Here is a 21,037-nt window from a genome sequence, read left to right on the forward strand (position 1 = left end):
CGGCCGCGGCCTCTCAGATCCGGTCGAGCAAGGTCATCTGCGCCGAATGTGCCGGCTCGCCCGGTGCCGGCGTGCGCTTGTGGTACACGCCCTCGGCATCCAGTTCCCACGCGCTGACGTTGTCGTCCAGGTAGTTCTGCAGCACTTCGCGGTAGACACGCTTGGCCAGGTCCGGGTCCAGGATCGGGAAGCAGGTTTCCACGCGGCGCAGCAGGTTGCGTTCCAGCCAGTCGGCACTGGCGCAGTACAACTCGGCCGCACCGTCATTGCCGAACCAGTACACCCGGCTATGTTCCAGGAACCGCCCCACGATCGAGCGCACGCGGATGTTGTCCGACACGCCCGGGACGCCGGGCCGCAGCGTGCAGGCGCCGCGCACGATCAGGTCGATCTGCACGCCGGCCTGCGAGGCGGCATAGAGCGCACGCACCACCTGCGGTTCGTTGAGCGCGTTCATCTTGGCGATGATGCGGCCGGGGCGGCCATTGCGGGCCAAGCGCGTCTCCCGTTCGATCCGCTTCAGCACGCCGGCATGCAGCGTAAACGGCGATTGCAGCAGCTGATCCAGCTTCATGCGCGGCGCAAGCCCGGACAACTGCTGGAACAGCATGTGCACGTCGTTGCCGATCTCCGCATCAGCGGTGATCAGGCTGATGTCGGTGTACACGCGTGCCGTGCCGCTGTGGTAGTTGCCGGTGCCCAGGTGCACGTAGCGTTTGAGCTTGCGTCCCTCACGGCGCACGATCAGCAGCATCTTGGCGTGGGTCTTGAAACCGACCACGCCGTAGACCACCTGCACGCCGGCTTCCTGCAACTTGTCGGCCAGGCCCAGGTTGGCCTCTTCATCGAAGCGCGCGCGCAGCTCCACCACCACGGTGACGTCCTTGCCGTTGCGCGCGGCCAGAATCAATGCATCGACAATCAGCGAATCCTTGCCGGTGCGGTACAGCGTTTGCTTGATCGCCAGCACGTTCGGATCGACGGCGGCCTGACGGATCACATCCAGCACCGCGGTGAACGCATCGAAGGGGTGATGCAGCAACACATCGCCCTTGCTGACGATCTGGAAGATGCCCTCGCTGTCGCGCAAGGTGCGCGGATTGAACGCGGGGTACTTCAGCTCCGGGCGCTGCACCAGGTCGTAGACCTGGGTGACGCGGCTCAGGTTGACCGGCCCGACGATGCGGTACACCGCGTTCTCGTTCAACCCGAAGTTCTGCAGCAGGGTACGCATGATCGGCGCCGGGCAATCGTGCGCGATCTCCAGCCGTACGGCCGGCCGGTAGCCGCGCGTAACCAGCTCGTCACGCAGCGCAAGCGCGAGATTTTCGACTTCTTCCTCGTCCACCACCAGTTCGGAGTTGCGGGTGACGCGGAACTGGTACGAGCCCTTGACCTGCATGCCCGGGAACAGCTCGTCCACGAACTCGGACAGCACCGAGGACAGGAACACAAAGCTCTGCGCGCCTTCCGGCGACAGGCTGGCCGGCAACTGGATGATGCGCGGCAACGAGCGCGGCGCACGCACGATGGCCAGATGGCCGGCGCGCCCGAATGCGTCCTGGCCTTCCAGCACCACCACGATGTTCAAGGTCTTGTTGAGGATCTTCGGAAACGGGTGCGCCGGGTCCAGCCCCAACGGCGACAGCACCGGCATGATCTCGTTGCGGAAGTAGGCGCGCAGCCAGCGCTTCTGGCGGGAATTCCACGTCGAGCGACCGAGCACGGCCACCCCGGCATCTTCCATCGCCGGGCGCAGCACTTCATTCCATGCGTGGTACTGCTGCTCGACCAGCTTGGCCGCGCGGTCATGCACCGCGTTGAGGATGGCGGTCGGGCTCAGCCCGTCCGGGGCCGGCGGCAGGCCGAACTCCTGCGCATGCCGCACGGTGGCCGCGCGGATCTCGAAGAACTCGTCCAGATTGGTGCACGAGATGCACAAAAAGCGCAGCCGTTCCAGCAGCGGAACCTGCTCGTCCAGTGCCTGCGCCAGCACCCGGAAATTGAAATCCAGTTGCGACAGTTCCCGGTTGATGTACAGCGCCGGATCACGCAACGGATCGGTGGCGATGTCCTCAGACGGCGTGATGTCGTGCAGTTGTTTGGCGTGGCCCATGGAGTCGGTCATCAAGACGGAATTGGTGTGCGTGGTCGCCGCAAGCGCATCGCCCTGCGGCGCGGACACGCTGTGTGCGCAGCTGCAGCGCGGCCGGTGGCGACGCGCGCTCCCTACATATCACGCCGAGCGTGACAGTGGCAGGGAGTGCTCGCGCTGCACGATGCGTGCAGCGACGAAATGACACGAGAATTCGCTGCCGCGTCCCACTTCGCTTTCGATCTCCAGGCGCGCCTGGTGCAGGCCCAGGATGTGCTTGACGATCGACAGCCCCAGCCCGGTGCCGCCACTCTCGCGCGAGCGGCTGCTGGACACGCGATAGAAGCGCTCGGTGATGCGCGGCAGATGCGAGGCGGGGATGCCGTAACCGGTATCGCGCACCGCCAGCGCCGCGCCGTCGCCTTCGCGCACGAAGCGGATCGTCACCGTGCCGCCGCCGGGCGTGTAGCGCACCGCGTTGGTCACCAGGTTGGAAAACGCGCTGTGCAGTTCCTTGTTGGAGCCGAGCAGATCCACCCCGGCCTCGTCGATCACTTCCACCGTGTGCCGGCCCTGGCTGTGCGCCTCGGCCTCGCGGCGCAGGGTGGAGAGCATCGGCGCCATCGCCACGTGTTCTTCGCCGAGCTCTTCCTGCGATTCCAGTCGCGACAGGGTCAGCAGGTCTTCCACCAGCTGCGCCATGCGCTGCGATTGCTTGCGCATCTCCGCCAGCATCGGGCCGGAGTCCGGGAAGTCTTCCGGGTCGAGCATGTCCAGGTAGCCGTGCACCACCGTTAACGGCGTGCGCAGCTCGTGCGAGACATTGGCCACGAAATCGCGGCGCACCTGCTCCAGGCGCAGCAGCTTGCTGACATCGCGCGCCACCAGCAGCCAGTAGTCGTCCGAGTACGGGATCAGGCGAAGGTTCAAGCGCAGGTCCGGGTCCACGGGCGAGGCCGCATCCAGCATCGGCTCGGCATTGCGGCCGGCCGCCAGCCAATGTGCCAGCGGCAGCGGTTGCAGGCGTTCCACCACCGACACGCCCATGTCGCCGGGATGATGCAGCCCAAGCAGGCCGCCCGCGGCCTTGTTGAACCACTGCACGCGCTGGCTGTTGCGGTCCACCACCACCACCGCATCCGGCAACGCCTGCGCGGCGGCGCGGTAGGTGCGCAGCATGTCGATCAGGCGACGCTTGCGTCCGCGCATTTCGGCCTGGCTGCGATACAGCAGCCGGTCCAGCTCGTTCCAGGCGCCGACGCCGGCAGCAGGCTCGGCACGCTGGCGTGCGGTGAGCCGGCGCAACACCTGACGCAGCCGCCAGTAATGCCAGGCCAGGACGCCCAATGCAGTGAGCGTCAGCGCCATCCATACATGCCCGATCAGCACGCCGGCCACGACGGCAGCGCCCAACAACAGCGCAAGGGTGCCGAGCGTCTTGAGCCAGGCGGAACGGATATGTTGGGGCATGGAAGGCGTGATCACGAAGCGTCAGGTGGGCAGCCGCTCCGGCCAGAGTGCGGCCGGGCGGCTTGGCGGCACGTCAGGTCGCCGAAGAAAAACGATAGCCCGAGCCACGCACGGTCTGCACCATGTTCTCCAGGCCGAACGGCTCCAGCGTCTTGCGCAGGCGGCGGATGTGCACGTCGATGGTGCGCTCTTCCACATACACGCTGCCGCCCCAGACATGGTCCAGTAGCTGGGTCCGCGTGTACACGCGCTCGGGGTGGGTCATGAAGAAATGCAGCAGACGATATTCGGTCGGGCCGATCGGCACCGGCGCATCGCCGGCGAACACGCGGTGCGCGGCGCCATCGATGCGAAGCCGGCCCACGGCCACGCTGCCGTCCTCGTCGTCCTCGCGGGTGCGCCGCATCACCGCACGGATCCGTGCCAGCAGCTCGCGTGCCGAAAACGGCTTGACCACGTAATCGTCGACGCCGGCTTCCAGGCCGCCGACGCGGTCGTTCTCTTCGCCGCGCGCGGTGAGCATGATGATCGGAATCTCGCGGGTCAGCTGCTCCTTGCGCCAGCGGCGGGCAAGATCCAGGCCGCTGGTGCCGGGCAGCATCCAGTCCAGCAGGATCAGGTCGGGCACGCGGTCGGCGATGGCGGTCTGCGCCTCGCGGGCGTCGCCGGCGTGGATGGGCTCGAACTCGCCCTTGCGCAGCGCGAACGCCACCATGTCGCGGATCGCGGGTTCGTCATCGACGATCAGAATGCGTTTCTGCACGCGGGGCTTACCGTCTGGCTTTGGTGATCGCCAGTAGACTACGGTTTTGTGACTCTAATGTGACATGCCGGACGCAGGCTGCAGCCAGGCTGCGGTTCTGTGAAGCGGGCTGGGCTGGTAGCGCGGTGCCGGTGTCGACGGTGGCAGGATGTGGCGGTCGGGCCGGCTCGTCGCACCCCGGCGACATCAGCGCGTGGACAGGTCCGGGTCGCGGATGCCCTGACGGCGCAGCTCCAGCACCGTTGGCGTGATCGCGGCGATGCGGGCATCCACGCGCGCCCGTGTCACGTAGTCCAGGTCCTTCTTCTTCAGCGCTTCCAGCTGGATCAGCGCCTGCTCCGGGCGACCATTCAAGTAAGCAGACTCGGCATAGGCTTCGCTGGCGCGCAGATGGTCACCGGCCAGCTCGCAGGCACGCGCATAGGTCTGCTGCAGCAGGGGGTCCTCGCCACTGCGGTACAGCAACGGTTCCAGCACCTGCCGCGCGCGCTGGCCGGACTCCTTGCTGGCCTGCTCGTTGAGCGCGCCGGCATAGGTCAGTGCCACCGCCCGGTTGCTCGGCAGTTGCTTGAGCAGCGCATCGAAGCGCGCATTGGCCGCTTCGCGCTGCCCCACGCGCGCCTGCGCCTCGCTCAGGCCCAGCGCCAGCCACAGGTTGTCCGGGTGCGTCTCGAGCAGGCTGGTCAGCTCGGCCACCGGCTCGCTGGGCCGGCCGCCGCTGTTGCGCAGCCGCGCCAGCGCCAGCCCGTAGCGCTGCGCATCGCTCAGCCCCTGCTTGGCGCTGCGGCGCAGGTTTTCGTACTCGCGAATGGCTGCGTCCGGGGTGCTTGCACTGAGCACGCGCAGGCGTTCCTTGGCCCAGTCGAAACCCTGCTGGTCGCCGCCGCGGCTGAGTGCATCCACCGGCAGCCGCAGCGTATAGGGAAGCAGTGCGTTGCCGTTGCGACTCAACGGCTCCGACAGGCTCGGGTCCGCCGGGTCCACGCGTTCCTGGCGCGTTCCGCCCGGCACCGAGGTGGTCAGCACCACGGTGTTCTTCTTCATCTGCTCGGCACGCGCCTTGGCCTCGCTGATGCGGGTGGTGGTGACCGGGTGGGTCTGCAGGAAGTCCGGCGCGCTGTAGCCGCCCTCGTTGGCGCGCATCGCCACCGACATGCGCTCGAAGAAGCCGGCCATCGCGTCCACATCGTAGCCGCTGCGCACCAGCGTGCGGATGCCCAGTCGGTCGGCCTCGGATTCGTTGGAGCGGGTGTAGTCGATCTGGCGTTGCTGCATCAGCCCCATCGCACTGGTGATGGTGGCCATGGTGGCATCGCCCTTGGAGTTGCCCCCGGCCTGCTGCGCAGCGACCACCGCGGCCAGCATGCCGAGCAGGATCGGGATCTGGTCGCGTTGCGCGCGTTCCACCCCGCGCAGCACGTGCTGCTGGGTGACGTGGGCGATTTCGTGCGACAGCACCGCCGCCACCTCGTCCTCGCGCTCGGCGGTCAGCACCAGCCCGGCGTTGACCGCGATATAGCCGCCCAGGGTGGCGAACGCATTGATCTGGCGGTCGCGCAACATGAAAAACGTAAACGGCTGCTGTGGTTGATCGCTGTTGGCGCCCAGCCGGGTGCCCATGGTCTGCAGCCAGTCGCCGATCAGCGGGTCGTCCAGCACGTAGTCGTAATTGCGCAGCTCGGCCAGCATCATCTTGCCGTACTCGGCCTGGCGCGCCGGGGTCAGCAGCTCGCCGGCCGAGGAGCCGATATCGGGCAGGCGGCTTTCCTGCGCGGGTGCCACGCCCACGGCGACGGCCAGCGTAAGGGCGGTGGCGAGCGGAAGCAGGCGCAAGTGGAACTCCCAGGTGATGCGCGGAGCATGCGGGCAGCGCAGCGCAGCGGCGTGAATCGGCAATTAATCCACAGTGTTGCGGTGACGACATGGAAATTCCAGTCGCCCGCTACCATGTGTCAGACCTCAGACCAACCACGGAGTTTCCCGTGAGCCAAGACCATACCGTGCAGGACGCCGCCGGCGGCCCACATATCACCCTGTATTCCACCGCCATCTGCCCGTATTGCGTGGCCGCCAAGAACTTCCTCAAGAGCAAGGGCCAGACCTGGACCGAGGTGCGCATCGACCTGGACCCGGCCGAGCGCAACAAGATGGTCGCCCTGGCCAAGCGCACCAGCGTGCCGCAGATCTTCGTCGGCGACGTCCATGTGGGCGGCTACGACGACATGATGGCCCTGCATCGCGCTGGCAAGCTCGAGCCGCTGCTGGCCGGCAGCACGGGCGGGCAGGTATGAGTGGTTCCGATGACGGCAGCGCCGACCGCCTGCGCGAGTTCACCGAATTTCGCCAACGCATGAATCAGCGCATCCTGGCCGAGCCCAACCAGGTGGTGCGGCGCTTCTTTGCGCTGGACACCCAGACCTACCAGGCCGGTGCGCTGGACGTGAAAACCAAGGAGCTGCTCGGTCTGGTGGCCTCGATGGTGCTGCGCTGTGACGACTGCATCAGCTACCACGTCGCCCAGTGCAAAGAGGCTGGCGTGAGCCGTGAAGAATTTTTCGAAACCTTCTCGGTCGGACTGGTGGTCGGCGGCTCCATCGTGATCCCGCATCTGCGCCGCGCAGTAGATTTCCTCGACCAGCTCGAAGGCGGCGCGCAGGCGCCGGCGCAGCACGCGCACGAGTGAGAGGCCGAGCCCGGGCGGCTGCATGCCGCTCGGGATTGGCGATCGGGGATCGGGAATTCGTCAAAGGCAAGTCGCGCGCCGTTGTCAGGGCGGCGCGTTGCGTTTGGGTGCTCGGCCGCCCCACGCCGACAGCGTGCGTGGCGAGGGTGCCCGCGGCGGCGTACGCCGGCCGCACGCATTGGTGGGCTCCGCTGCGCTGTCGAAGTAAGCGCCGCGCAGGACGGTCGGGTGCTCGGGGCGGGCAGGGGTTTGGGGGCAGGTTGACGCGTTGATGCCGGGGTCTCGGTAGGCGGCAGTCTTCGCACGGCCGCCGGCACCTGTGGTTTGCGTCGTCGCGCATGCGCCCGCCAGGCAGCCTGGCCTGGCAAGGGTCGGAGGCGTCCGCATCCGTCGGCCGCGCAGCCACCGCCGGGCCCTGCCTGCCGCTCTTAGACCAAGGTCGGTTTGGGCGCCTTCACCGGCATCGGGCATAATTGCCCGTGAAACCTCCTTGCGCCGATCTGCCGGGTTCGACGGCTGGCGCTCCCCCCTTCAAGTTCGGAAACCCAACGATATGACGCAGACAATCACGGTCATCCGCGGCGACGGTATTGGCCCGGAGATCATGGATGCCACGCTGTTCGTGCTCGATGCGCTGCAAGCTGGCCTGACCTACGAGTACGCCGACGCTGGCCTGGTCGCGCTGGAAAAGCACGGCGATCTGCTGCCCGAGTCCACCCTGGCGTCGATCACCAAGAACAAGGTGGCGCTGAAAAGCCCGCTGACCACGCCGGTCGGCGAGGGTTTCAGCTCGATCAACGTCGCCATGCGTCGCAAGTTCGACCTGTACGCCAACGTGCGTCCTGCCAAGTCGTTCCCGAACACCAAGTCGCGTTTCGCCGATGGCGTGGACCTGATCACCGTTCGTGAGAACACCGAAGGTGCTTACCTGAGCGAAGGCCAGACTGTGTCCGAGGATGGCGAGACCGCGTTCTCCGGTACCCGGATCACCCGCAAGGGCTCCGAGCGCATCGTACGCTACGCCTTCGACCTGGCGCGCGCCACTGGCCGCAAGAAGGTCACCGCGGTACACAAGGCCAACATCATCAAGTCGACCTCGGGCCTGTTCCTGAAGGTGGCACGTGACGTGGCTGCGCAGTACCCGGAAATCGAATTCCAGGAAATGATCGTCGACAACACCTGCATGCAGCTGGTGATGCGTCCAGAGCAGTTCGACATCATCGTGACCACCAACCTGTTCGGCGACATCATCTCCGACCTGTGTGCCGGTCTGGTCGGCGGCCTGGGTCTGGCCCCGGGCGCCAACATCGGTCTGGACGCGGCGATCTTCGAAGCCGTGCACGGCTCGGCACCGGATATTGCAGGGCAGGGCAAGGCCAACCCGTGCGCGTTGCTGCTGGGCGCCGCGCAGATGCTGGACCACATCGGTCAGCCGCAGAACGCCGAGCGCCTGCGCGAAGCCATCGTGGCCACCCTGGAAGCCAAGGACTCGCTGACCCCCGACCTGGGCGGCACCGGCAACACCATGGGCTTTGCCAAGGCCATCGCCAGCCGCCTCTGAGCGCACTGGCAACGCCGCACAAAAAAGAAAGGGCGCCCAGGGCGCCCTTTCTTTTGCTTGGAAACGTCTGAAGCCACTCCATGCCATCGATCGCAGGGAAACGCTTTAGCGATTCCCCAATCCCGATTCCCGATTCCCGGCTTAGTTCCGCGACTGCAGCTTCGACAGCAAGCGCAGGAACTCGATGTACAGCCACACCAGCGTCACCATCAGGCCGAACGCGCCGTACCACTCCATGTGCTTGGGTGCGCCCTGCTCGACACCGCTTTCGATGAAGTCGAAATCCAGCACCAGGTTCAGTGCCGCCACCACCACCACGAACAGGCTGAAGCCGATGCCGACCAGGCCCGAGTCGTGGATGAAGGGAATCCGCACGCCGAAAAAGCCCAGGACAATCGTCGCCAGATACACCAGCGCAATGCCGCCGGTCGCCGCCACCACGCCCAGCTTGAAGTTCTCGGTCGCCTTGATCATGCCGCTGCGGTATGCGAACAGCAGCGCAAACATGGTGCCGAAGGTCAACAGGACCGCCTGGAACACGATGCCATTGAAGCGCGCTTCGTACACGGCCGAGATCGACCCCAGGAAGAAACCCTCCACCAGCGCGTACAGCGGCGCGGTGATCGGTGCCCAGGTCGGCTTGAAGCTGGTCGCCAGCGCGAACACCAGTCCGCCGATCGCGCCGGCAATCATGTAGATGCGTGCGGCCGGCAGCGGAACGCCGTCGGCGCCAAGCGATTGCGACCATGCGAACGCGGCGGTGAGGACCGCCATCAGCAACAGCAGGCCGGTCTTGTTGACCGTGCCGTTGAGTGTCATCGCCTGACCATCGCGGGTGACCACCGAACCGGAGCCGAGGTCGAGGAACGTGGATTCCCGGAGGGCCGGGTTACCGCTACGCATGCGTGTTCTCCATGAAAGTAGGTGCTCGCCGAGTTGGCGCGCGTTGTTGAGAGGATACCGGATCGTCCAATTTACACAGGGTGATTGACAGCGAGGCCAATCGTTCCCAAAATAGCCGACCTTTCCAGCCTTCGGGATCGAAAGGTCCCGCCGGGGTATAGCGCAGTCTGGTAGCGCGCCTGCTTTGGGAGCAGGATGTCGGGGGTTCGAATCCCTCTACCCCGACCATTCCGAGCTCCTGACGGCGTGGGAATGCGAAGTTCGGTCCGGGCGCCCGTAGCTCAACCGGATAGAGCACCGGCCTTCTAAGCCGGCGGTTACAGGTTCGAGTCCTGTCGGGCGCGCCATCGGCGGTACGGTAGGAAGCAGGTTTTCAGTGGTGGCTGTAGCTCAGCTGGTTAGAGTACTGGATTGTGATTCCAGATGTCGGGGGTTCGAGTCCCCTCAGCCACCCCACTGAATGACAGGCAAGTGCAGGAAAGTTTGACCCGATCTCGGGGTGTTGCAACGAAGCAAAAACGCGCATACAATGTGCGACCAGTTTCAGGGCCGTTAGCTCAGTTGGTAGAGCAGTTGACTCTTAATCAATAGGTCCAAGGTTCGAATCCTTGACGGCCCACCAGACAGGCAGCCACTCAGCGCAAGTTGAGTGGCTGTTTTTCTTTGCGCGGAGGCCTGTCGCAGACGCAGGCAATCCTGGCCTGCCATCCAGCGCGTCTTGCTGTGTGTAACCACCGCCGGCGCGTCGGGCGCCACATCAGTGGCGCCCGGCTTTTTCATCCTGGCAACGGCATCGTCGCTGTGCAGACGGCGGCAATGCGCTGCGCGCCGTCCTGGTGTTGCATGCGTCCCGGGCTGCTGTGCGTAAGCGCCTGCGCTCAGCGTTGCTTGTCCAGCAACTGCTGGCGCACGGCGATCATGCAGCTTTCCTTGCTGGCCAGATGTGCCAGGGCATCGTTGTCGGCGGGATTGCCGCTGCCCACATCCACCACCGAGACCTGCGTGCTGCCGCGGCGCTTGAAGGCGTCGATGGCGGTGCTCGCGTTCTTCAGTGGCACGGTGGCGTCATTGGAGGAGCCGCAGAGCAATGTGCGCGTCCGTGGCGTCCAGTTCAGCAGATCGTTGCGCACCAGGTCCTGGCGGAACCGGTTGTTGGGGTTGCGCGGGAAATCCTTGTAGAAGCTCGGCTGGAAATAGCTGCCAACCTTGTCGATCGTCGGCAACAGTCCGCCGACGGCCAGATCGATCAGATCGTTCTTGCCCGGGAAAAGGCCTTCGACTTTCCCTGCCCATGGGTCCTGGAACACCTGTGACGGCGAGAGGTAGACATTCTGGTAGGCATGCTGCATGCCGACCAGGGCGTAGGTCACCAGCACCAGGCCGAAGGTGCTCTCGCCAACGGCATTGCGCCCACTCCAGCTGTCCAGGAAGGTCTGGCTCAATGCATACGGGCCGGAAATCGGCGCGCTGGCGGCCAGCTTGAACTCGTTGGGATAATGCGCCTCGATTTCGCGCTGGGTTGCCATGGCGGCGTGACCACCTTGCGAGTAGCCCGACAGCATCACCTTGCCCGACAGCGGGGTGTTCAGCCGCGCCAGGACCTGGCGGGCGGCGCGCATCGCGTCGATGGTCGCGCTGGCTTCGCTGTCCGCGTGCAGGTAGGGGTGGAATGGGTAGGTGGACTTGCCCAGGCCCAGATAATCGGTGCTGACCACCACGTATCCCTGGCCGGCCAGTCGGGTGACGAGCGGGTCATCGCCCTTGGCGTCGCGAATCTCCTTGGCCTGCTCTGCGGCACGTTGCGGTTCGGTGCCTGGGTCCCAGCTCAGCAGCGGATAGGGGCCTGTGCAGCTGGCACCGCCTGGCACGAGCACTACGCCAGACGCCGTGGTCGGTTCACCCTTCACGCCGACCGTCGCATAGGTGAACTCGGCCACCCTGACATCGCATTTGGGGAGGTCGCTGGCCTTGTCGTTGGGCAGCAATGCAGCAAGCGCGGTGCGGGTATAGCTGGTGAGGAAGTTGCTGTTGAGCAGGGTGCCACGCGCAGGCGATGCCATTGCGATCACGGGCAGGAAGGCCAGTGCGGTTCCAATGGCGCTGAACAGACGTGATGCATTGCGATTTCGTTTGTTTCCCATGGCCGATGTCCTGATGTGCGACCGCAGGTGAATGCGGCTGCGTGGGGGAGTGATGGACGCTTCAAGGTGTTGGCTGCCGACAGTGGTGGCATGGATCGCATGCGATCAGCGCGTTGTCAGCGGGGCGTGTGGACCGAGGCGAACGCGCTGCCTTGATCGGCAGTGACGGCGTTGCGACAGGTAATGGATGGGTGCTGGCGAGGCTCTGGCTGTTCAGGAGGCCAGACTATGGGCCTGTGGATCAGGGCCGCATTCGGCAACAACGAAGCGCGCACTCCCGGCGCGAATGCGCGAGGTGTCACGCATGCCTTTGCCTCTATCGATTCATCGGATGTTGGGCGCGGCTGCCTGGATGCAGGCCTGCATCAGTGCGCCAGCGGCAGCCGCTTTCCCGGTCCAAGGGCCCGTCGGGACGAGTCGGCGTCACCAGACGGTTCGATCGCCATCCAGGCTGCGCGGCAAGTGACTGGCAAGGCTGCATCGGTCACAAAAGTGGCTGGATGACTCCCAGCGCGAGCGCATGTCATCGTTGTAGATGTCCCGCCGACTTCTTGAAGTACATCGGCATGGTGCCGACATGACCGAGGTAGTGCCGGCGGGCGGCAGCAATCGGCCTGCGGCATCGGTAATGCGGCCTGCAGCGGGTTACACCCGTATCTCACTTGCAACGCGAATGCAGTGCGCCGGCTTCAGCACCCGACGATCAGATGCTAAGCCTGATCCACGCGTGGAAACGCGAGCAGGAAGCGCGCGCCTTCACCCGGCGCCGAAATGACGTCGACAAAACCGCCTGCCTGCCGCACGGCGCTGTGGACCTGCGCCAGGCCCAGGCCGGCGCCGCGGTCTGCACCCTTGGTGGTGAAGTAGGCTTCGAACAGGCGTGACTGCACCTGTTGATCCATCCCATGACCATTATCGGCGACGGCGAGGGTGACGTAGGCCCCGGCGGGTTTGGTCAGGCTTGCGTCGGCCTCGGTCACGCGTGCGTAGCCCGTCTCGATACGGATGATGCCGCCGCTGTCGCAGGCATCGCGCGCATTGATGACCAGGTTCAAGATCGCGCGTTCCACCGTGTGTCGGTCGACCATGGCGCAGCATCCGCCCGCATCGCTGTGCAACTGCAGCTGCAGGTCCGCGCCGATCACCTGCTCCAGCAGCGGGTTGAGCTGTTCGGCCAGGGCGGCCAGGTCGACCACTTCGGGGCTATACGGATATTGGCGCGAAAACCCGACCAGGCGCTGCGCCATGACCGAGCCGTGTTGAAGCGCCGCATCGGCGACGCCGAGCAGCTTGGCATCCGGTGAATCGATCTGCCCGCGTTGCACCACCAGATCGATCGCCGACGTGGCGGCCTGCAGCACGTTGTTCAAGTCGTGCACGACGCCGGCAAGCAATTGGCCGACTGCCTCGCCTTTCTGCGCCTGCTCGGAAATCTTCTCCGCAGCGCCCTGCGCGGCACGCGCGATATCCAGGTCGCCTTCGGTGCGCTCGTGCAGGTCGCGCAAGGTATGCAGCTCGGTCGACAGCGAATGCTCGCGCGTGCGTGCCAGCATTAGCGCTCCGATGGAGAATTCACGCTCTGCCTTCAGGGTGCGGTCCAGCGTGTGGAAGGCCGCCTCCAGTGCCCGGCGGTCAGAGATGTTCTTGCTGACCGCCAGGATGGCTTCGACATTGCCGAACTCATCGAACAACGGGCTGGTGACCACCTGCCAGGTCTGCCGGACGCCAACGAAATTGACGCAGGCCGCCTCGAACTCGTGCACCGTGCCATCGATCGATGCTGCCATTGCCGCATCCACCAGGTGCACGGACTCCGCCGGCCAGAACTCGCGCCACGGGCGGGAGAGCAGCTCGTCCTGGTGGCTGGCGCCAAGGACGGTCAAGCCGTTAACGTTGACTGCCGTGATCCGCCCGTTGAGGTCGATCTCTTTGATGCAGTCTCGCGACAGTGCCACGATCTGCCGATACCGATCTCTCATCGCGGCGGTTGTCTCTCTCGGCTGATTAACGGAATTTTCGCAAACATTGCCGGCGCCGTGCGCAAGAACACGGCATTGCTTCATGCTGCAGCAGGGCGCCACGCTGAACCATTCACCGGACTCTAGCGTACTGGTAGATGTCGGGAGCGCTGCGAAGAGGGAGCCAAGGTCCGCCAGGAAGGTCAGAAATGGCGGCAGACCGCCCTGGACAGGCAGCAGCGCTTTTTCTTTGCCAGCATCCCTGCAACAATGGCGGGCGCGTACAGCACTGCGAAAGTGGCGGAATTGGTAGACGCACCAGATTTAGGTTCTGACGCCGCAAGGCGTGGGGGTTCGAGTCCCCCCTTTCGCACCAGTGCAGCGCGGCCGTGAGTGTTCCGGCCGCCGCCGCCCATGCAGACCACAGGTTTTTCTCGCCAGGCGTGCCATTGCACGCATCCCGCTGGCAGCGGCCGCCGTTATCGGCGAAACTACAAGGCTCGGCGGCTTTCCCGCCATCCGTCAACCCGCATCTTCCATCTCGTGCCGACGCCGTGCGCTGTCGGTGGCAGGAGTCAACATGCAAGCATCGATCGAATCCACCGGCAATCTGGAACGCCGCCTGACCTTCACCCTGCCGCAGGAGCGCCTGGAGACGCATGTCGGTGGCCGCCTGCGCGAACTTGCGCGGACCACCCGCATCAAGGGCTTCCGTCCCGGCAAGGTGCCGACCAAGGTCATCGAGCAGCGCTTCGGTCAGCAGGTGCGTGCCGAAGCGATGGAAGGCCTGCTGCGGGAGACCTTCGATTCGGCGGTGCGCGAGCATTCGCTGCGTCTTGCTGGCAACCCGCGGATCGACCAGGGCGAGACCGATTTCGACTTCGTCGCCACCTTCGAAGTGGTGCCGGATTTCGGCGACATCGACGTGAGCCAGCTGTCGGTGGTGCGTCATACCGCCGAGGTGACCGATGCCGACATCGACCAGATGATCGAAAACCTGCGCCTGCAGCGCCGCACCTGGAACCCGGTCGAGCGCGGCGCGCAGGTCGGCGACCTGGTGGCGCTGGAGACCTGGTCGCAGGCCGGCGACGAGCGTCTGCCCGCCGAAGGCGTGGAGACCGGCAGCAGCGTGCTGGGCTCGGGCGTGATGTTCGACCAGATCGAAAAAGGTCTGGAAGGCCTGACCAAGGGCGAAGACAAGACCCTGACCATCGATTTCCCCGCCGAATGGCGCGTGCCGCAGCTGGCCGGCAAGACCGTGCAGGTGCACGTCAAGGCGGTCGAGGTGTCCGAGCCGGTGCTGCCGGTAGTGGACAAGGAGTTCATCAAGAGCTTTGGCGTGAAGAGTGGCGATGCCGAGCAGTTCCGCGCCGACATCCGCACCAACCTGGAGCGCGAGCTCAAGGGCGCGCTGATGAACCGCCTGCGTCGCGAAGTCGGCGAGCAGCTGATTGCCGCCTATGCGCACGTCGAAATGCCGCCGCGTCTGGTCGAGAACGAAGCGCGTTCGATGCTGGCCCAGCAGGTTGAGCAGGTTCGCCGCAGCGGCCGCGATCCGGGCCAGGTGCCGGACGACGCGCATCAGGGCTTCATGGACGCGGCGGCCAAGCGCGTGCTGGTCGGTCTGCTGGTGGGCGAGGTGGCCCGTCGCAATGAACTGCGTCTGGAATCCAAGCGCGTCAGCGAAACGCTGCGTCTGATCGCCTCGACCTATGAAGAGCCCGAACAGGTCATTGAGATGTACCGCAACGACCCCCAGTTGATGGGTGGGCTGCAGAGCCGTGTGATGGAAGAGCAGGTGATCGACTGGATCGCCGAGCGCGCCCAGCACACCGAGCAGCCGCTGTCGTTCCAGGACGCCATCCGGGTCTGAGGCGGTAGCAAGAGAACCGCGCCCTGCCGTCGTCAGGGTGCGGATATCGAACACGGGCGTCGGCACAGGCCGCTGCCACAACAGGAAGACCGATGAGCATTGTGACCAAAGCCCTGAACCTGGTGCCCATGGTGGTCGAGCAGACCAGCCGTGGCGAGCGTGCGTACGACATCTACTCGCGTCTGCTGAAGGAGCGTCTGATCTTCCTGGTCGGTCCCATCGACGACCATATGGCCAACGTCATCGTGGCCCAGCTGCTGTTCCTGGAAGCGGACAACCCCGAGAAGGACATCAGCATCTATATCAATTCGCCCGGCGGCGTGGTCACGGCCGGCATGGCGATCTACGACACCATGCAGTACATCAAGCCGGACGTGAGCACCATCTGCGTCGGCCAGGCAGCCTCGATGGGGGCGTTGCTGCTGGCCTCGGGCGCGGCGGGCAAGCGTTACGCGCTGCCGAACTCGCGCGTGATGATCCATCAGCCGCTGGGTGGCTTCCAGGGCCAGGCGACCGACATCGACATCCACGCCCGTGAAATCCTGACCCTGCGTTCGCGCCTGAACGAGATCCTGGCCAAGCACACCGGCCAGTCGCTGGAAACCATCGCGCGCGACACCGAGCGCGACAACTTCAAGAGCGCGGTCGATGCGCAGGCCTATGGTCTGGTCGATCAGGTGCTCGAGCGTCGTCCGGAAGAGTCGATCCAGCCGTCTTGATCGCCAGGTCGCTGAAATTGCAGGAAAAACCGGCAGGGTCGGGTGGGGCGAATGTCCTCCCGACCCTGTGCTATTCTCGAAATCGAACCCCCGTGCATCGGGTGGGGTAACTGGGTAACAGAAGCATGAGCGAAGACCGCCAAGGTCGTTCCGGCGACAGCAACAAGATTCTCTACTGCTCGTTCTGCGGTAAGAGTCAGCATGAAGTCCGTAAGCTGATTGCCGGTCCCAGCGTGTTCATCTGCGATGAGTGCGTTGAGCTGTGCAACGACATCATCCGCGAAGAACTCGAAGAGAAGGCGCAGTCGGCACGTTCCAGCCTGCCCAAGCCGCGCGAGATCCTCGAAGTGCTGGATCAGTACGTGATCGGGCAGTTGCGCGCCAAGCGCACGCTCGCGGTCGCGGTCTATAACCACTACAAGCGCATCGAGAGCCGCAGCAAGAACGACGACGTCGAGCTGGCGAAGTCCAACATCCTGCTGGTCGGTCCGACGGGGTCGGGCAAGACGCTGCTGGCCGAGACGCTGGCACGCCTGCTCAATGTGCCGTTCACCATCGCCGATGCCACCACGCTGACCGAGGCCGGCTATGTCGGTGAGGACGTGGAAAACATCATCCAGAAGCTGCTGCAGAAGTGCGACTACGACGTCGAGAAGGCGCAGCAGGGCATCGTCTACATCGACGAAATCGACAAGATCTCGCGCAAGAGCGAGAACCCGTCGATCACCCGTGACGTGTCCGGCGAAGGCGTGCAGCAGGCGCTGCTGAAGCTGATCGAAGGCACGGTTGCCTCGGTGCCGCCGCAGGGTGGCCGCAAGCATCCGCAGCAGGAATTCCTGCAGGTCGACACCAAGAACATCCTGTTCATTTGCGGCGGCGCGTTCGCCGGCCTGGACAAGGTGATTCAGCAGCGTTCCAACGACGCTGGCGGCATCGGCTTCGGTGCCAAGGTCAAGAGCAGCGAGCGCAAGCAGGAAGTCGGCAAGATCCTGGCCGAGGTCGAGCCGGAAGATCTGATCAAGTTCGGCCTGATTCCAGAATTCGTCGGCCGCCTGCCGGTGGTTGCAACGCTGGAGGAGCTGGACGAGCCGGCGCTGATCAAGATCCTGACCGAGCCGAAGAACGCCATCACCAAGCAGTTCAAGAAGCTGTTCGACATGGAAGGCGTGGAACTGGAGTTCCGCCCGGATGCCCTGTCCGCGATCGCCAAGAAGGCGCTCAAGCGCAAGACCGGTGCCCGTGGCCTGCGCACCATCGTCGAATCGGTCCTGCTGGACACGATGTACGAGCTTCCCTCGCAGGAAAATGTCAGCAAGGTGGTTGTGGACGAGTCGGTGATCGAGCACAAATCCGAGCCGTACCTGATCTACCAGGCGCAACCGGCTCCGGCCAAGGCCGCGTCCGGCGACTGAGTCCTGCGGCCGCGTTGCCCGGGCCTGGCCCCGCTCGCGGCTAAAGGCTTTCCGAGCGCTACTTGCAACACCTCGCCGATGGCCCCATAACGGGGCCATCGGCTTTTTTGTGCCTCTAAACCCCATTCCTGCGGAGCGCCCCATGGCCCAGTCCCAATCAGAAGTTCTCGATCTGCCGGTGTTGCCGCTGCGCGACGTGGTGGTGTTTCCGCACATGGTGATCCCGCTGTTCGTCGGCCGTGACAAGTCGATGCGCGCGCTGGAAAAAGCCATGGAAGCGGACAAGCGCATCCTGCTGGTGGCGCAGAAGTCGGCCGAAACCGACGACCCGGCGGCCGGCGATCTGTATACCGTCGGCACCCTGGCGCAGGTGCTGCAGCTGCTCAAATTGCCCGACGGCACCATCAAGGTGCTGGTCGAAGGCCTGTCGCGCGTCACTGTCGACAAGGTCGTCGAACAGGACGGCGCGCTGCAGGGCCAAGGCACCGAGGTCGAAGCCAGCGATGCCCGTGAGCCGCGCGAGGTGGAAGCGATTGCGCGCTCGCTGATGTCGCTGTTCGAGCAGTACGTCAAGACCAACCGCAAGCTGCCGCCGGAACTGCTGCAGACCCTGGCCGGCATCGACGAGCCGGGGCGCCTGGCCGACACCATTGCCGCGCATATCGGCGTGCGCCTGGCCGACAAGCAGCGCCTGCTGGAGATCACCGATATCGGTGAGCGCCTGGAGCTGCTGGTTGGCCTGGTGGACGGCGAAATCGACGTGCAGCAGCTGGAAAAGCGCATTCGCGGCCGCGTCAAGTCGCAGATGGAAAAGAGCCAGCGCGAGTACTACCTCAACGAGCAGATGAAGGCGATCCAGAAGGAACTGGGCGACCTGGACGACGCGCCCGGCGAGCTGGAAGAGCTGGCCCGCAAGATCGCCGAGGCGGGCATGCCCAAGCAGGTCGAGACCAAGGCCAAGGCCGAGCTCAACAAGCTCAAGCAGATGTCGCCCATGTCCGCCGAAGCGGCGGTGGTGCGCAACTATCTGGACTGGCTGCTGGGCGTGCCGTGGAAGAAGCGCACCAAGGTGCGCAAGGACCTCAAGGTGGCCGAAGACACGCTGGACGCCGACCACTATGGTCTGGACAAGGTCAAGGAGCGCATCCTTGAATACCTGGCAGTGCAGTCGCGCGTGAAGCAGATGAAGGGGCCGATCCTGTGCCTGGTCGGGCCGCCGGGTGTGGGCAAGACCTCGCTCGGCCAATCGATCGCCAAGGCGACCAACCGCAAGTTCGTGCGCATGAGCCTGGGCGGCATCCGCGACGAGGCCGAGATCCGCGGCCATCGCCGGACCTACGTCGGCTCCATGCCGGGCCGTTTGGTGCAGAACCTCAATAAGGTCGGCAGCAAGAATCCGCTGTTCCTGCTGGACGAGATCGACAAGATGTCGATGGACTTCCGTGGCGATCCATCGTCGGCATTGCTGGAAGTGCTGGATCCGGAGCAGAACAACTCCTTCAACGACCATTATCTGGAAGTGGATCTGGATCTGTCGGAGGTGATGTTCGTCGCTACCTCCAACTCGCTCAATATTCCGGGTCCGCTGCTGGACCGCATGGAAGTGATCCGCATCCCCGGCTACACCGAGGATGAAAAGCTCAATATCGCCATGCGGTATCTGGTGCCCAAGCAGATCAAGGCCAACGGTTTGAAGCCGGAAGAGATTGAGATCGGTGGCGACGCAATCCAGGATGTCGTGCGCTATTACACGCGTGAGTCGGGCGTGCGTAACCTGGAGCGTGAAATCGCAAAGATCTGCCGCAAGGTGGTCAAGGAAATCGCGCTGGCCGGCCCGCAGCCGGCGGCCAAGAAAGCCGTTGCCAAGAAGGGCAAGCCAAAGGCGCTGGTAACGGTTGGCTCGAAGAATCTCGACAAGTATCTGGGTGTGCGTCGTTTCGACTTCGGTCGCGCCGAAGAAGAAAACGAGATCGGCCTGGTGACCGGTCTGGCATGGACCGAAGTCGGCGGCGAGTTGCTGCAGGTCGAATCCACGCTGGTGCCGGGCAAGGGCAACCTGATCCTCACCGGTCAGCTTGGCAACGTCATGAAGGAATCGGCATCGGCTGCGTTGTCGGTCGTACGTTCGCGCGCCGAGCGGCTGGGCATCGATGTGGATTTCCTGCAGAAGCAGGACGTGCACGTGCACGTGCCCGACGGCGCCACCCCCAAGGATGGCCCAAGCGCGGGCATTGCGATGGTGACTTCGCTGGTGTCGATCCTGACCAAGGTGCCGATCCGTGCCGATGTGGCGATGACCGGCGAGATCACCCTGCGTGGCCGCGTCTCGGCGATCGGTGGGTTGAAGGAGAAGTTGCTGGCGGCATTGCGCGGCGGTATCCGCACGGTGTTGATCCCGGACGAGAACCGCAAGGATCTTGCCGACATCCCGGCCAACGTCACCCGCGATCTCAAAATCGTGCCGGTGAAGTGGATCGACGAAGTGCTGGACCTGGCGTTGGAGCGCCCGCTGGCACCGAAAAAGGCCGGCAAGGAAAAGGCGCGCAAGACCGCATCGCGCGTTGCCGTCCGCGGTAAGTCGCGCACCACTCCCGGCGCGCGCGTCAAGCACTAACGCGCGCTGTCTAGGACATCCCGAAACAAGCCAAAACCCGCGTCGTTATTGGGTTTTGGCTTGCGTGCTGTTGGGGGCGCTGGTATAAATGCACGACTCGTGGGCGCGGCAAAATGTGATGCGTCACGCGATACCACTTGTGTCGGGTTCTTCGCTAACGGCAAGAGCGCCGATTGTCGATTCCGCGGCATCTGCCGCAAAGGGAGTTTCAAGAATGAATAAAACCGAATTGATCGATGGCGTTGCCGCTGCCGCTGACATCTCCAAGGCTGAAGCTGGCCGTGCTGTCGACGCGGTTGTGAGCGAAATCACCAAGGCGCTGAAGAAGGGCGACGCCGTCACCCTCGTTGGCTTCGGCACCTTCCAGGTCCGCGAGCGCGCTGAGCGTACCGGCCGCAATCCGAAGACGGGCGACAGCATCAAGATCGCCGCTTCGAAGAATCCTGCATTCAAGGCTGGCAAAGCCCTGAAGGATGCAGTAAACTAATCGACTCGCTAGGGTGCTTAGCTCAGCGGTAGAGCGTCTCCCTTACACGGAGAGGGTCGGGGGTTCGAAACCCTCAGCACCCACCACTAAGCACCAGGCAAAGTTTCAAGCGCGGAGCGGTAGTTCAGCTGGTTAGAATGCTGGCCTGTCACGCCGGAGGTCGCGGGTTCGAGTCCCGTCCGCTCCGCCAGTTACACCGAAGCCCCTGAGCGATTGGGGGCTTCGTTTTCTCCACAACATTCGCGCTGCGATTGCTGTGGGGGAGATGTCCAAGTTTAAAGCGGAGCGGTAGTTCAGCTGGTTAGAATGCTGGCCTGTCACGCCGGAGGTCGCGGGTTCGAGTCCCGTCCGCTCCGCC

15 protein-coding genes and 8 tRNA genes are annotated in these 21,037 nt (G+C 64.6%); 16 read left to right on the forward strand and 7 right to left on the reverse strand.

The window, feature by feature from the left end:
* Nucleotides 1–13: 13 nt before the first annotated feature.
* The 4 genes from ppk1 to ABQZ09_RS00365 all read right to left on the reverse strand — a co-directional run bounded on the left by ppk1 (nucleotide 14) and on the right by ABQZ09_RS00365 (nucleotide 6,161).
* On the reverse strand, nucleotides 14–2,116 hold the full coding sequence (gene ppk1 / locus ABQZ09_RS00350; RefSeq protein ID WP_039563912.1) for a polyphosphate kinase 1: 2,103 nt from the start codon (nucleotides 2,114–2,116) through the stop codon (nucleotides 14–16).
* A 120-nt stretch (nucleotides 2,117–2,236) separates the two neighbouring features.
* Nucleotides 2,237–3,565, reverse strand: coding sequence for a phosphate regulon sensor histidine kinase PhoR (gene phoR, locus ABQZ09_RS00355; RefSeq protein WP_349775823.1), 1,329 nt, complete (start codon nucleotides 3,563–3,565; stop codon nucleotides 2,237–2,239).
* Between the two features lie 73 nt (nucleotides 3,566–3,638).
* Complete coding sequence (gene phoB / locus ABQZ09_RS00360) at nucleotides 3,639–4,328, reverse strand: phosphate regulon transcriptional regulator PhoB (RefSeq protein WP_002806631.1); 690 nt, start codon at nucleotides 4,326–4,328, stop codon at nucleotides 3,639–3,641.
* Between the two features lie 186 nt (nucleotides 4,329–4,514).
* A complete protein-coding gene (locus ABQZ09_RS00365) occupies nucleotides 4,515–6,161 on the reverse strand; it encodes a M48 family metalloprotease (RefSeq protein ID WP_179454997.1) in 1,647 nt (548 codons plus the stop codon).
* A gap of 149 nt (nucleotides 6,162–6,310) precedes the next feature.
* Between ABQZ09_RS00365 and grxC the strand changes: the two genes are divergently transcribed.
* From grxC to ABQZ09_RS00380, 3 genes are all read left to right on the forward strand, one after another.
* Entirely contained in the window at nucleotides 6,311–6,619 is a 309-nt protein-coding gene (grxC, locus tag ABQZ09_RS00370) for a glutaredoxin 3 (RefSeq protein WP_349775824.1), read from the forward strand.
* Nucleotides 6,616–7,011: a carboxymuconolactone decarboxylase family protein gene (locus ABQZ09_RS00375; RefSeq protein WP_039412241.1), complete on the forward strand. Its 396-nt coding sequence runs from the start codon at nucleotides 6,616–6,618 to the stop codon at nucleotides 7,009–7,011. Before grxC ends, ABQZ09_RS00375 begins: the two co-directional genes overlap by 4 nt.
* Nucleotides 7,012–7,564: 553 nt before the next feature.
* On the forward strand, nucleotides 7,565–8,572 hold the full coding sequence (locus ABQZ09_RS00380; protein WP_010368534.1) for an isocitrate dehydrogenase: 1,008 nt from the start codon (nucleotides 7,565–7,567) through the stop codon (nucleotides 8,570–8,572).
* A gap of 141 nt (nucleotides 8,573–8,713) precedes the next feature.
* On the opposite strand, the gene ABQZ09_RS00385 is transcribed toward ABQZ09_RS00380, so the two are convergent.
* Complete coding sequence (locus ABQZ09_RS00385) at nucleotides 8,714–9,475, reverse strand: Bax inhibitor-1/YccA family protein (protein ID WP_039403972.1); 762 nt, start codon at nucleotides 9,473–9,475, stop codon at nucleotides 8,714–8,716.
* A gap of 151 nt (nucleotides 9,476–9,626) precedes the next feature.
* On the opposite strand from ABQZ09_RS00385, the gene ABQZ09_RS00390 reads away from it, so the two are divergent.
* The 4 genes from ABQZ09_RS00390 (at nucleotide 9,627) to ABQZ09_RS00405 (ending at nucleotide 10,097) form a co-directional block, all read left to right on the forward strand.
* Nucleotides 9,627–9,703 (forward strand) — tRNA-Pro (locus ABQZ09_RS00390).
* A 42-nt stretch (nucleotides 9,704–9,745) separates the two neighbouring features.
* Nucleotides 9,746–9,822 (forward strand) — tRNA-Arg (locus ABQZ09_RS00395).
* Nucleotides 9,823–9,854: 32 nt separating this feature from the next.
* A tRNA-His gene (locus ABQZ09_RS00400) sits at nucleotides 9,855–9,931 on the forward strand.
* Between the two features lie 90 nt (nucleotides 9,932–10,021).
* A tRNA-Lys gene (locus ABQZ09_RS00405) sits at nucleotides 10,022–10,097 on the forward strand.
* A 256-nt stretch (nucleotides 10,098–10,353) separates the two neighbouring features.
* On the opposite strand, the gene ABQZ09_RS00410 is transcribed toward ABQZ09_RS00405, so the two are convergent.
* Both ABQZ09_RS00410 and ABQZ09_RS00415 read right to left on the reverse strand, forming a co-directional pair.
* On the reverse strand, nucleotides 10,354–11,616 hold the full coding sequence (locus ABQZ09_RS00410) for a lipase family protein (RefSeq protein WP_349775825.1): 1,263 nt from the start codon (nucleotides 11,614–11,616) through the stop codon (nucleotides 10,354–10,356).
* A gap of 710 nt (nucleotides 11,617–12,326) precedes the next feature.
* On the reverse strand, nucleotides 12,327–13,595 hold the full coding sequence (locus tag ABQZ09_RS00415; protein WP_349775826.1) for a two-component system sensor histidine kinase NtrB: 1,269 nt from the start codon (nucleotides 13,593–13,595) through the stop codon (nucleotides 12,327–12,329).
* 270 nt (nucleotides 13,596–13,865) lie between these two features.
* Between ABQZ09_RS00415 and ABQZ09_RS00420 the strand changes: the two genes are divergently transcribed.
* The 9 genes from ABQZ09_RS00420 (at nucleotide 13,866) to ABQZ09_RS00460 (ending at nucleotide 21,035) form a co-directional block, all read left to right on the forward strand.
* Nucleotides 13,866–13,950 (forward strand) — tRNA-Leu (locus tag ABQZ09_RS00420).
* A gap of 204 nt (nucleotides 13,951–14,154) precedes the next feature.
* Nucleotides 14,155–15,447: a trigger factor gene (tig, locus tag ABQZ09_RS00425; RefSeq protein WP_349775827.1), complete on the forward strand. Its 1,293-nt coding sequence runs from the start codon at nucleotides 14,155–14,157 to the stop codon at nucleotides 15,445–15,447.
* Nucleotides 15,448–15,539: 92 nt separating this feature from the next.
* On the forward strand, nucleotides 15,540–16,166 hold the full coding sequence (gene clpP, locus ABQZ09_RS00430; protein WP_002806026.1) for an ATP-dependent Clp endopeptidase proteolytic subunit ClpP: 627 nt from the start codon (nucleotides 15,540–15,542) through the stop codon (nucleotides 16,164–16,166).
* Between the two features lie 125 nt (nucleotides 16,167–16,291).
* A complete protein-coding gene (gene clpX / locus ABQZ09_RS00435; RefSeq protein ID WP_003483788.1) occupies nucleotides 16,292–17,578 on the forward strand; it encodes an ATP-dependent Clp protease ATP-binding subunit ClpX in 1,287 nt (428 codons plus the stop codon).
* Between the two features lie 142 nt (nucleotides 17,579–17,720).
* Nucleotides 17,721–20,192, forward strand: coding sequence for an endopeptidase La (gene lon / locus ABQZ09_RS00440; protein WP_349775828.1), 2,472 nt, complete (start codon nucleotides 17,721–17,723; stop codon nucleotides 20,190–20,192).
* Nucleotides 20,193–20,406: 214 nt separating this feature from the next.
* On the forward strand, nucleotides 20,407–20,679 hold the full coding sequence (hbs, locus tag ABQZ09_RS00445) for a non-specific DNA-binding protein Hbs (RefSeq protein WP_002806049.1): 273 nt from the start codon (nucleotides 20,407–20,409) through the stop codon (nucleotides 20,677–20,679).
* Between the two features lie 11 nt (nucleotides 20,680–20,690).
* Nucleotides 20,691–20,765, forward strand: a tRNA-Val gene (locus ABQZ09_RS00450).
* Between the two features lie 27 nt (nucleotides 20,766–20,792).
* A tRNA-Asp gene (locus tag ABQZ09_RS00455) sits at nucleotides 20,793–20,869 on the forward strand.
* A gap of 92 nt (nucleotides 20,870–20,961) precedes the next feature.
* A tRNA-Asp gene (locus ABQZ09_RS00460) sits at nucleotides 20,962–21,035 on the forward strand.
* Nucleotides 21,036–21,037: the final 2 nt, after the last annotated feature.

Source organism: Xanthomonas sp. WHRI 6106, assembly GCF_040202405.1.
Lineage (GTDB): Bacteria > Pseudomonadota > Gammaproteobacteria > Xanthomonadales > Xanthomonadaceae > Xanthomonas > Xanthomonas cannabis.

Bases quoted from the DNA above. Each gene is read 5' to 3' on its own strand.
- ppk1 (WP_039563912.1), bottom strand. From the start codon at position 2,116: ATGGGCCACGCCAAACAACTGCACGACATCACGCCGTCTGAGGACATC.
- phoR (WP_349775823.1), bottom strand. From the start codon at position 3,565: ATGCCCCAACATATCCGTTCCGCCTGGCTCAAGACGCTCGGCACCCTT.
- ABQZ09_RS00375 (WP_039412241.1), top strand. From the start codon at position 6,616: ATGAGTGGTTCCGATGACGGCAGCGCCGACCGCCTGCGCGAGTTCACC.
- ABQZ09_RS00380 (WP_010368534.1), top strand. From the start codon at position 7,565: ATGACGCAGACAATCACGGTCATCCGCGGCGACGGTATTGGCCCGGAG.
- ABQZ09_RS00385 (WP_039403972.1), bottom strand. From the start codon at position 9,475: ATGCGTAGCGGTAACCCGGCCCTCCGGGAATCCACGTTCCTCGACCTC.
- ABQZ09_RS00410 (WP_349775825.1), bottom strand. From the start codon at position 11,616: ATGGGAAACAAACGAAATCGCAATGCATCACGTCTGTTCAGCGCCATT.
- ABQZ09_RS00415 (WP_349775826.1), bottom strand. From the start codon at position 13,595: ATGAGAGATCGGTATCGGCAGATCGTGGCACTGTCGCGAGACTGCATC.
- tig (WP_349775827.1), top strand. From the start codon at position 14,155: ATGCAAGCATCGATCGAATCCACCGGCAATCTGGAACGCCGCCTGACC.
- clpP (WP_002806026.1), top strand. From the start codon at position 15,540: ATGAGCATTGTGACCAAAGCCCTGAACCTGGTGCCCATGGTGGTCGAG.
- clpX (WP_003483788.1), top strand. From the start codon at position 16,292: ATGAGCGAAGACCGCCAAGGTCGTTCCGGCGACAGCAACAAGATTCTC.
- lon (WP_349775828.1), top strand. From the start codon at position 17,721: ATGGCCCAGTCCCAATCAGAAGTTCTCGATCTGCCGGTGTTGCCGCTG.
- hbs (WP_002806049.1), top strand. From the start codon at position 20,407: ATGAATAAAACCGAATTGATCGATGGCGTTGCCGCTGCCGCTGACATC.